Source organism: Streptomyces sp. NTH33 (assembly GCF_003236365.1).
GTDB lineage: Bacteria > Actinomycetota > Actinomycetes > Streptomycetales > Streptomycetaceae > Streptomyces.
In genome coordinates, this window is sequence record NZ_POTZ01000296.1 from 1 (window position 1) to 8,988 (window position 8,988).

Below are 8,988 nucleotides of genomic sequence, written 5' to 3' on the forward strand. Positions count from 1 at the left end.
GCGGGCGACCGCGACCGAGCGGGACAGCACCTACGCCGAGATCGTGCGGCTGGCCCGGCAGGCGGGCGCCCAGTCGGCCCCGGTGGTCCGCCTGGCCGACCGCTACGCGGCCTGGTTCCTGCCGCTGCCGAGTGGGCCGCGCGTGAGGCGGAGCGCCGAGGACGGAGCCTGCGGCTGTTCCACGCCTGGAACTGGCACCCCCGCTCGGCCGACGGCGCGCGGGTGGACGTGGCCCGGCGGCGTCTGGCCCGGCAGGTGCTGAGCCGGGCGGAGGAGCGGGTGCGCGGAGCCTGCCCGGGAGTGCGTCTGGAGGAGGAGCAGGTCCTGGGGCCGGCGACCACGGCCCTGCTGCGTGCGGCCGGGCGGGCCGAGATGCTGGTGCTGGGCTCGCGCGGCCTGAGCGGTTTCACCGGCTTCCTGGTGGGCTCCGTCGCGCTGGGCACGGTGGCCCGGGCCTGCTGCCCGGTCGTTCTGGTGCGGGCCGGGGAGGAGGCCGCGGACGAGCACCTCCCGGCGGCCGACGGCAGCGCCTCCACCCGCACCGGCTACCGGGACGTGGTGCTCGGCCTGGACGTCGCCGTCCCGTGCGACGAGGTGATCGATTTCGCCTTCCGGACGGCGCGGCTGCGCCGGGCCCGGCTGCGGGCGGTGTACGCCTGGCAACAGCCGTCCGCGCTGACCCTGGGCCCCGGTGAGATCGCGCTGGTGGACGGCCCCGGGCGGGCCGAGGAGTGGCAGGGTTTCCTGTCCGCGGTGCTCCAGGTGTGGCGGGAGAAGTACCCGGAGGTGGAGGTCGTCGAGACGGTGGTGCGGGACAAGCCCTCGACCGCGCTGGTGCGGGCCGCCTCCGGGGCGAGCCTGCTCGTCGTCGGCCGCCGCCCGTCCGCCTTCCCGGCGGGCCCGCACACCGGCCCGGTCACCCACGCCGTCGTCCACCACGCCGGCTGTCCCGTGGCCGTCGTCCCCTACGAGTGAGAGGACCCGGACGAGATGAACGCGCCGACGACGTACGTGTACGCCTTCGCCGAGGGCAGCCGGGAGATGGCCGGCCTGCTGGGCGGCAAGGGGGCGGGGCTCGCGGAGATGACCCGCCTGGGGCTGCCCGTCCCGCCCGGGTTCACGGTCACCACCGAAGCCTGCAGGGTCTACCTCGCCACCGGCGAGGAGCCGCCCGAGCTGGCCGTCGAGACCGCCCGGGCCCTGGCGGGACTGGAACGCGCCATGGGCCGCGACCTCGGCGCCGCCGACGACCCGCTGCTGGTCTCCGTCCGCTCCGGCGCCCGGTTCTCGATGCCGGGCATGATGGAGACCATCCTCGACATCGGGCTGGGCGACGCCTCGGTCCACGGACTGGCCAAGGCCTCCGGCCAGGAGCGCTTCGCCTGGGACTCCTACCGCCGGCTCGTGCAGATGTTCGGGCACACGGTGATGGGTGTCGACGGCGACCTGTTCCAGGACGCCCTCGCTGCCTGCCGGGCCCGGCGTGCCGTGACCACCGACCAGGACCTGAACGCCGCCGAACTCGCCCGTCTCGCCGAGGAGTTCAAGGGGATCATCCGCCGGGAGACCGGCGCGGACTTCCCGCAGGACCCGGCCGAGCAACTGCAGCGCGCCATCCGCGCCGTCTTCGACTCCTGGAACGGTGAACGCGCCCGCGTCTACCGCCACCGCGAGCACATCCCCGAGGACCTCGGCACCGCCGTCAACGTCCAGGCGATGGTCTTCGGCAACCTCGGCCCCGACTCCGGCACCGGCGTCGCCTTCACCCGCGACCCGGCCACCGGCGCCCGCGGCGTGTACGGCGACTACCTGTCCGACGCACAGGGCGAGGACGTCGTCGCGGGCGTCCGCAACGCCGTGCCGCTGGCCGAACTGAAGCGGACCGACCCGCGGACCCACGCCGCACTCGGCGACCACCTGCGGACGTTGGAGTCCCACTACCGCGACCTGTGCGACGTCGAGTTCACCGTCGAGCGCGGCCGGCTGTGGATCCTGCAGACCCGGGTCGGCAAGCGCACCGCCCAGGCGGCCTTCCGCATCGCCCACGATCTGCGCCAGGAGGGGACGATCACCGCCGACGAGGCCCTGGCCCGGGTGAGCGGCGCCGAGCTGACCCGGCTGATGTTCCCCCGCTTCGACACCCGCCCCACCGACGCCCCACTGGCCCGGGGTGTGCCGGCCTCACCGGGCGCGGCGGTCGGCGTCGTCGTCTTCGACCCGGGGACCGCGCAGCGCCGGGCCGCGGCCGGCGAGGACGTCGTCCTGGTCCGCCGGGAGACCACCCCCGACGACCTGCCCGGCATGATCGCCGCCCGGGCCGTGCTGACCAGCCGCGGCGGCAAGACCAGCCACGCGGCCGTCGTCGCCCGCGGCATGGGCAAGGTCTGCGTCTGCGGCGCCGAGTCGCTCACCGTGGAACCCGCCGAGAGGCGGTTCACCACCGACACCGGCGTCGTGGTCCGCGAGGGCGACACGGTCTCCGTCGACGGCACGGCCGGCACCGTCCACCTCGGCGCCCTGCCGCTCACCGCCTCCGACGTGGGCCGCGCCCTGGAAACCGGCGAGGCCACGGGGGAGCCGACCGCGGCGGTCCTCGACATCCTCGCCCACGCCGACGCCGTACGCCGCCTCCAGGTACGGGCCAACGCCGACACCCCCGAGGACGCCGCACGCGCCCGTGCCCTCGGCGCCCAGGGCATCGGCCTGTGCCGTACCGAGCACATGTTCCTCGGCGAACGCCGCGCCCTGGTCGAGGCGATGATCCTGGCCCGCGACGACACCGCGCGCGCGGACGCTCTCGCGGCTCTGCTGCCGCTGCAGCGGGGGGACTTCACCGGCATCCTGGAGGCGATGGACGCACTGCCGGTGACGATCCGGCTGATCGACCCGCCGCTGCACGAGTTCCTGCCCGACCGCACCGAACTGGCCGTCCGCCTCGCCGGCACCGCGCACCCCGACCCGCACGACCGCGAACTGCTCGACGCCGTCGAGCGCATGCACGAGCAGAACCCCATGCTCGGCCTGCGCGGCGTACGCCTCGGCCTGGCCGTGCCCGGACTGATGGCCATGCAGGTCCGCGCCGTCGCCGAAGCGGTCGCCCAGCGGCTGCGCGACGGCGGCCGGCCGCACGCCGAGATCATGATCCCGCTGGTCGGCACGGTCGAGGAACTGCGCCTGGCCCGCACCGAGGCGGAGCGCGTCCTGGCCCAGGTCGCCGCCGGGACCGGCACGGCCCTCGACTGCCCGATCGGCACCATGATCGAGCTCCCGCGCGCCGCGCTCACCGCCGGACGCATCGCCGGGGCCGCCGACTTCTTCTCCTTCGGCACCAACGACCTGACCCAGACCACCTGGGGACTGTCCCGCGACGACGCCGAGGCCTCCTTCTTCCCGATGTACCTGGAGAAGGGCGTCATCGACGCGTCGCCGTTCGAGACGATCGACAGGGAAGGCGTCGGCAGGCTCGTGGAACTGGCCGTGGCGGCGGGCCGCGCCGTCAACCCCGCGCTGGAGACAGGAGTGTGCGGCGAGCACGGCGGCGACCCCGAGTCCATCCACTTCTTCCACCGCGCCGGCCTCGACTACGTCTCCTGCTCACCCTTCCGCCTCCCGGTCGCCCGGCTGGAGGCGGGCCGCGCCGCACTCACCGGCACCGAGACCGGCGACAGCAGGTGACGCCTGCGGCGGGCGTGTGAAGCCACGGGTGTATCGGATCCACGGAGTCTCGGATACATTCGTGTATCAGATGCATTCGTGTATCGAACGGGGGTCCGGCATGGCGGTCGAGGGCGCACACCCGCGCGTCACCGGACGCCGGCTGCGCACACGGGCCAGGCTGCTCGACGCCGCGTTCGCGGTCTTCGCCGCCAAGGGGTTCGGCCGGGTGTCGATCGAGGAGGTCTGCGAGGCGGCCGGCTACAGCAGGGGCGCCTTCTACTCCAACTTCACCACCCTGGACGAGCTGTTCTTCGCCCTGTACCGGCAGCGGGCCGAGCTGATCGCCGACCAGGTGGCCGGGGCGCTCGCCCCGGACGGCCCCGACCTCGACGTGCCCGCCGCCGTCGACCGGGTCACCGAGGTGCTGCTGCTCGACCCGGACTGGCTCCTGGTCAAGACGGACTTCCTGGTGTACGCCGCCCGTCACCCGGACGTGGCGCAGACCCTGCTGGAGCACCGGGCGCGGCTGCGCGGCGCCATCGCCGGCCGGCTCGCCCGGACCCGCGGCCGCACCGCACTGCCCGCCGTCCTCGGCGACCCCGACAGCGCCGCCCACGCGGTTGTCGCCGCGTACGACGGAGTCACCACCCGACTGCTGCTGGACAAGGACGTCGAGGGCGCCCGCGCCTGGCTGGGGCAGTTGCTCACCGCGCTGCTCACCGACGGCAGCGGCGGCACCGCACCGTGATCACGAGCACACCGAGAAGGGAACGGTCGCCATGGACGCGGACGTCATCGTCGTCGGAGCCGGCCTCGCGGGCCTGGTCGCGGCACACGAGCTGACCAGCCGGGGCCGCAGGGTCGCCCTCGTCGACCAGGAGAACGCCGCCAACCTCGGCGGGCAGGCGTACTGGTCCTTCGGCGGGCTGTTCCTCGTCGACTCCCCGGAGCAGCGCAGACTGGGCGTCAAGGACTCCTTCGAACTGGCCTGGAACGACTGGCAGGGCAGCGCCCGGTTCGACCGGCTGCAGGACGAGGACTCCTGGGCGGTGCGCTGGGCGCGCGCCTACGTCGAGTTCGCGGCGGGGGAGAAGCGGTCGTGGCTGCGGAGCCACGGCATCACGCTGCTGCCCACGGTCGGCTGGGCCGAGCGCGGCGATCTGCGCGCCGGCGGCCACGGCAACTCCGTACCGCGCTTCCACATCGCCTGGGGCACCGGCACGGGCGTCGTGGAACCCTTCGCCGACCACGCGAGACAGGCCGCCCGCGACGGACTGCTCGCCTTCCACCACCGGCACCGGGTGGACGAACTCGTCATCGAGGACGGCGCGGCACGCGGGGTGCGCGGCACGGTCCTGGCCCCCGACGACGCGCCGCGCGGAGTCGCCTCCAACCGGGACGGAACCGGCGCCTTCGAGCTCACCGCCCAGGCCGTGATCGTCACCACCGGCGGCATCGGCGCCGACCACGACACCATCCGCCGCCACTGGCCCGCGCGGCTCGGCACGCCCCCCGCGGAGATGGTCACCGGCGTCCCCGCGTACGTCGACGGCCGGATGCTCGACATCAGCGCGGCAGCCGGCGTCCGCCTCGTCAACCGCGACCGCATGTGGCACTACACCGAGGGCGTGCGCAACTGGAACCCGGTCTGGCCCGGCCACGGCATCCGCATCCTGCCCGGCCCGTCCTCCGTCTGGCTCGACGCACTCGGCCGCCGGCTGCCCGCACCCTGCCTGCCCGGCTACGACACGCTGAGCACCCTCGAGCACCTGCGCACCACCGACGACCTCGCCGGCCACGACCACTCCTGGTTCGTGCTGACCCGGAGGATCGTCGAGAAGGAGTTCGCCCTGTCGGGCTCCGAGCAGAACCCCGACATCACCGCCAAGGACCGCGGGGCGGTGCTGCGCGACCGGCTGCTCGGCAAGGGCGCGCCCGGACCCGTACGGGACTTCCTGCGGCACGGCGCGGACTTCGTGATCGCCGACACCCTCGAGCAGCTCGTCGAGAAGATGAACGGCCTGACCGGCGAGCCGCTCCTGGACGCGGCCGAGGTCAGGCGCCAGGTACAGGCCCGCGACCTGCAGATCGCCAACCCCTACAGCAAGGACGCCCAGGTCCAGGGCATCCGCAACGCCCGCCGCTACGTGGGCGACCGCCTCGGCCGGGTCGCCGTCCCGCACCGCATCCTGGACCCGGCGGCCGGCCCCCTGATCGGCGTCAAGCTGCACATCCTGACCCGCAAGACCCTCGGCGGCATCCAGACCGACCTGCACTCGCGCGCGCTCGGCACCGACGGGCAGGTGATCGACGGCCTGTACGCGGCCGGCGAGGTCGCCGGGTTCGGCGGCGGAGGCGTGCACGGCTACAACGCCCTGGAGGGCACCTTCCTCGGCGGGTGCCTGTTCTCCGGGCGCGCGGCGGGGCGGCACGCGGCACGGCAGACCGCCTGACCGGGGCGGGACGGCGGACTCACTTCTTCCGGTTCCAGGTGCCTCGTGGGGGTACTCCGAGCGCCCGAGGGGAGAGGGAGACCACGAGATGAGCGCATCGGACGACGACCTGCGGGTCGTGCACGAGCTGGCCGAGCTGGCCGCTCTCGTCGAGCGGCGCCGGGGACTGTACGTCCGCTGGTCGCGTGGCCCCGGGACGGATCTCGGCGCCCCCTCCAGCACCGACGAGCTCACGGGCGTCGCGATGCCGGGCCTGTCGGCCAACCCCCTCGACGTGGAGGAGTGGTGGCAGGGCCGGCCCCTGCGGCTGTGGGTGGCACGCCGGCTGTACGACTACGCGCACCTGCCCCACGAGAAGGGCCCCGGCGTGCGTCCCTGGGTCCTCGAGGGCCATGAGCGGGGGCGGGGGCCCGACAACGAGCCGCTGGTGGTCGACGTGCGGCCGCTGTGCTGGATCGACTCCGGCGTCATCGAGGAGGCGCGGACCGAGGTGGAGCGGCAGGCGGCGCAGTGGGGGCCACTGCGCCGCTCCGGGCACTGACGGCCCCGCCGCTTTCCGCCGCCCCGGCTACCCGGAGCGGCGCCGCGCCGCGCGCCGTTTCAGCGCACGCCGTTCGGTCTCGCTCGTGCCGCCCCACACCCCGATGCCCTGGTCCGTGTCCAGCGCCCACTGCAGGCACTCCTCCCGGACGGGACAGCGTCGGCAGACCGCCTTGGCCTGCTCGGCCTGCAGCAGCGCCGAACCGGTGGTACCGAGCGGGAAGAAGAGGTCGGGGTCCTCGTGGCGGCATGCGGCGTGGTCTCGCCAGTTGCCCATGAAAAGTCACCTGCGCTCGAATCTCGGATGTCGTCTCTCGAATGCCGTCCGGCCTTGACACGTACTCGCCTTCGGGTCTCCGGCCGACGCGCGGGTGAAACAGGGCATCTTGTCAGAGGACGGACCTTCGCCGAATCCGCACACTCACTGCTCGCGCATGCCCCACGGGGAGCCGTACTCCGTCAGCAGGTCCAGGAAGGGACGGGCCGGGAAGGCCTCCGGGCCGAGCACCCCCGCCCCGGCCCACGCCCCGGTGGCCACCAGCTCCAGAGCGACCACGGGGTTGACCGCCGTCTGCCACACCACCGCCTGGCAGCCGTACTCGGCCATGGACCACTGGTTGTCGACCACGTGGTACAGGTACACCTCGCGCGGCGCACCGTCCCGGGTGCCGCGCACCCAGGTGCCCGCGCAGGTCTTGCCGCGCATCCGCTCGCCCAGCGTCGCCGGGTCGGGCAGACAGGCGGCGACGACGTCCCGGGGCGAGACCGCGACCGACCCCTCCGGGCCCGGCACGGTGACCGGGTCGGTGCGGTCCAGGCCCAGCAGGTGCAGCGTCTTGAGGGTGTCGATGAACTCCCGGCCCAGCCCGTACTTGAAGGTTACGCGCTTGGCGTCGACCCAGCGCGGCACGAGCAGCACCTCCTCGTGCTCCACGTTCACGCACTCGACCTCGCCGATGCCCTCGGGGAAGTCGAACACCTCGGGCTCGCTGAACGGTTCGGTGGTGAACCATCCGCGGCCGGCCTCGTACACCACCGGCGGGTTCAGGCACTCCTCGATCGTGGTCCAGATGCTGAAGGACGGGGCGAAGTCGTAGCCCTCCACGGTCAGGTTCGCGCCGTCGCGGACGCCGATCTCCTCGATCTCGTCGAAGAGCTCGTCGGCCGCGTACCGCGCGAACACGTCGGACATGCCCGGCTCCACGCCCATGCCCACCAGTGCGAGCGCGCCGGCCTTCTCCCACTCCTCGGCCAGCGCGAACTGCTCGTCGCCGAGCTTGACCCCGCACTCCTCGTACGGCCGCTCGGGGTGCGGCCGGGACAGGGACATCGCCATGTCGAGGTAGCCGGCGCCGGCCGTGCGGGCCGCCCGGAACAGGGACATGACGAAGCGCGGGTCGGTCGCGTTCAGCAGCATGTCGCAGCGGTGCCGGGCGAGCAGCTCCGCCACCGCCGCCTCGTCGCCCGCGTCGACGCGTTCGGCGGTGAACCGGCCGTCGTCGCCGACGGCTGCCACGGCGGACTCGGCGCGCTCCCGGTCGTAGTCGGCGACGACCATCGCCTCGAAGAACGGACGACGGGCCGCGATCCGGGTGATCGCGGTACCCACACCACCGGCTCCCACGAGCAGTACACGCATGACGAAACTCCCTCTCGGTCGGGTGGTCAGGGGGGATGGAGGAGGCGGCCTCCGGCCTCGATACAAGTGCGTCGCCCGCGTAAGGTCAATGGCGTTGGCATAAGAGCGAGGAGGCCCCATGCCCAAGCCGGTGGTTCCCGAGGAGAAGCGACGGCGGCGCCGCCCCACCCGGAGCGGCACCGTGCTGTCCGAGCGGCTGATCGTCGACACCGCGCTGCGCCTGCTGCGCGAACACGGCAGCACGGGGCTCACCGCCCGCCGGCTCGGCCTGGCGCTCGACTGCGACCCGAGCACCCTGTACCGGTACTTCCGCGGCATGGACGACCTCACCCTGGCCATCGGCGACGCGCTCATCGGGCGGGCCCTGCACGGCTGGCGGCCCACCGGCGACTGGCGGGCCGACCTGCGCGAGGTGGGCCTGCGCATCCACTCCGCCTACGTCGCCCACCCGCAGGCCGCGGTGGTGACCGCCAACCGCGTCACCGGCCGGGCCAACGAACTGGCCGCCGACGAGGCCGTCCTGGAGGTGCTGCGCGGGGCCGGCTTCCCGCTGCCGGACACCGTGCGGATCTACCACGCCTTCGTCGACCAGACCCTGGCCTTCGCCGCGCTCGACGCCGCCTCCCTGACCCTGCCGAGCACCGCCCTGCGCGCCGACGAGGAGATGTGGCGCTCCACGTACGCCCGCCTGCCCGCCGC

General features: G+C 73.8%; 8 protein-coding genes. 6 read left to right on the top strand and 2 right to left on the bottom strand.

The features are described 5' to 3' along the window. Positions 1–111: 111 nt before the first annotated feature. The 5 genes from C1I97_RS24675 to C1I97_RS24695 all read left to right on the top strand — a co-directional run bounded on the left by C1I97_RS24675 (position 112) and on the right by C1I97_RS24695 (position 6,651). A complete protein-coding gene (locus C1I97_RS24675) occupies positions 112–975 on the top strand; it encodes a universal stress protein (protein ID WP_111005373.1) in 864 nt (287 codons plus the stop codon). 15 nt (positions 976–990) lie between these two features. Continuing rightward, positions 991–3,675, top strand: a complete 2,685-nt coding sequence (gene ppdK / locus C1I97_RS24680) for a pyruvate, phosphate dikinase (RefSeq protein WP_111005374.1) — start codon at positions 991–993, stop codon at positions 3,673–3,675. A gap of 100 nt (positions 3,676–3,775) precedes the next feature. Next, positions 3,776–4,405, top strand: a complete 630-nt coding sequence (locus C1I97_RS24685; RefSeq protein ID WP_111005375.1) for a TetR/AcrR family transcriptional regulator — start codon at positions 3,776–3,778, stop codon at positions 4,403–4,405. 31 nt (positions 4,406–4,436) lie between these two features. Beyond that, positions 4,437–6,110, top strand: a complete 1,674-nt coding sequence (locus tag C1I97_RS24690; RefSeq protein WP_111005376.1) for an FAD-binding dehydrogenase — start codon at positions 4,437–4,439, stop codon at positions 6,108–6,110. An 88-nt stretch (positions 6,111–6,198) separates the two neighbouring features. Then, positions 6,199–6,651 carry a DUF6098 family protein gene (locus C1I97_RS24695; RefSeq protein WP_111005377.1) on the top strand — a complete coding sequence of 151 codons (453 nt, stop codon included), beginning with the start codon at positions 6,199–6,201 and terminating at the stop codon, positions 6,649–6,651. A 27-nt stretch (positions 6,652–6,678) separates the two neighbouring features. Here C1I97_RS24695 and C1I97_RS24700 read toward each other — a convergent pair whose 3' ends face one another. Both C1I97_RS24700 and C1I97_RS24705 read right to left on the bottom strand, forming a co-directional pair. Further along, complete coding sequence (locus C1I97_RS24700; RefSeq protein WP_111005378.1) at positions 6,679–6,927, bottom strand: WhiB family transcriptional regulator; 249 nt, start codon at positions 6,925–6,927, stop codon at positions 6,679–6,681. Between the two features lie 144 nt (positions 6,928–7,071). Next, positions 7,072–8,289 (bottom strand): saccharopine dehydrogenase family protein, encoded by a 1,218-nt coding sequence (locus tag C1I97_RS24705; protein ID WP_111005379.1) that lies wholly within the window; start codon positions 8,287–8,289, stop codon positions 7,072–7,074. A gap of 118 nt (positions 8,290–8,407) precedes the next feature. Here C1I97_RS24705 and C1I97_RS24710 point away from each other — a divergent pair. Continuing rightward, a partial coding sequence (locus tag C1I97_RS24710) for a TetR/AcrR family transcriptional regulator (protein ID WP_111005380.1) occupies positions 8,408–8,988 on the top strand: 581 nt, incomplete at its 3' end.

Bases quoted from the DNA above. Each gene is read 5' to 3' on its own strand.
- ppdK (WP_111005374.1), top strand. From the start codon at position 991: ATGAACGCGCCGACGACGTACGTGTACGCCTTCGCCGAGGGCAGCCGG.
- C1I97_RS24705 (WP_111005379.1), bottom strand. From the start codon at position 8,289: ATGCGTGTACTGCTCGTGGGAGCCGGTGGTGTGGGTACCGCGATCACC.
- C1I97_RS24690 (WP_111005376.1), top strand. From the start codon at position 4,437: ATGGACGCGGACGTCATCGTCGTCGGAGCCGGCCTCGCGGGCCTGGTC.
- C1I97_RS24695 (WP_111005377.1), top strand. From the start codon at position 6,199: ATGAGCGCATCGGACGACGACCTGCGGGTCGTGCACGAGCTGGCCGAG.
- C1I97_RS24685 (WP_111005375.1), top strand. From the start codon at position 3,776: ATGGCGGTCGAGGGCGCACACCCGCGCGTCACCGGACGCCGGCTGCGC.
- C1I97_RS24700 (WP_111005378.1), bottom strand. From the start codon at position 6,927: ATGGGCAACTGGCGAGACCACGCCGCATGCCGCCACGAGGACCCCGAC.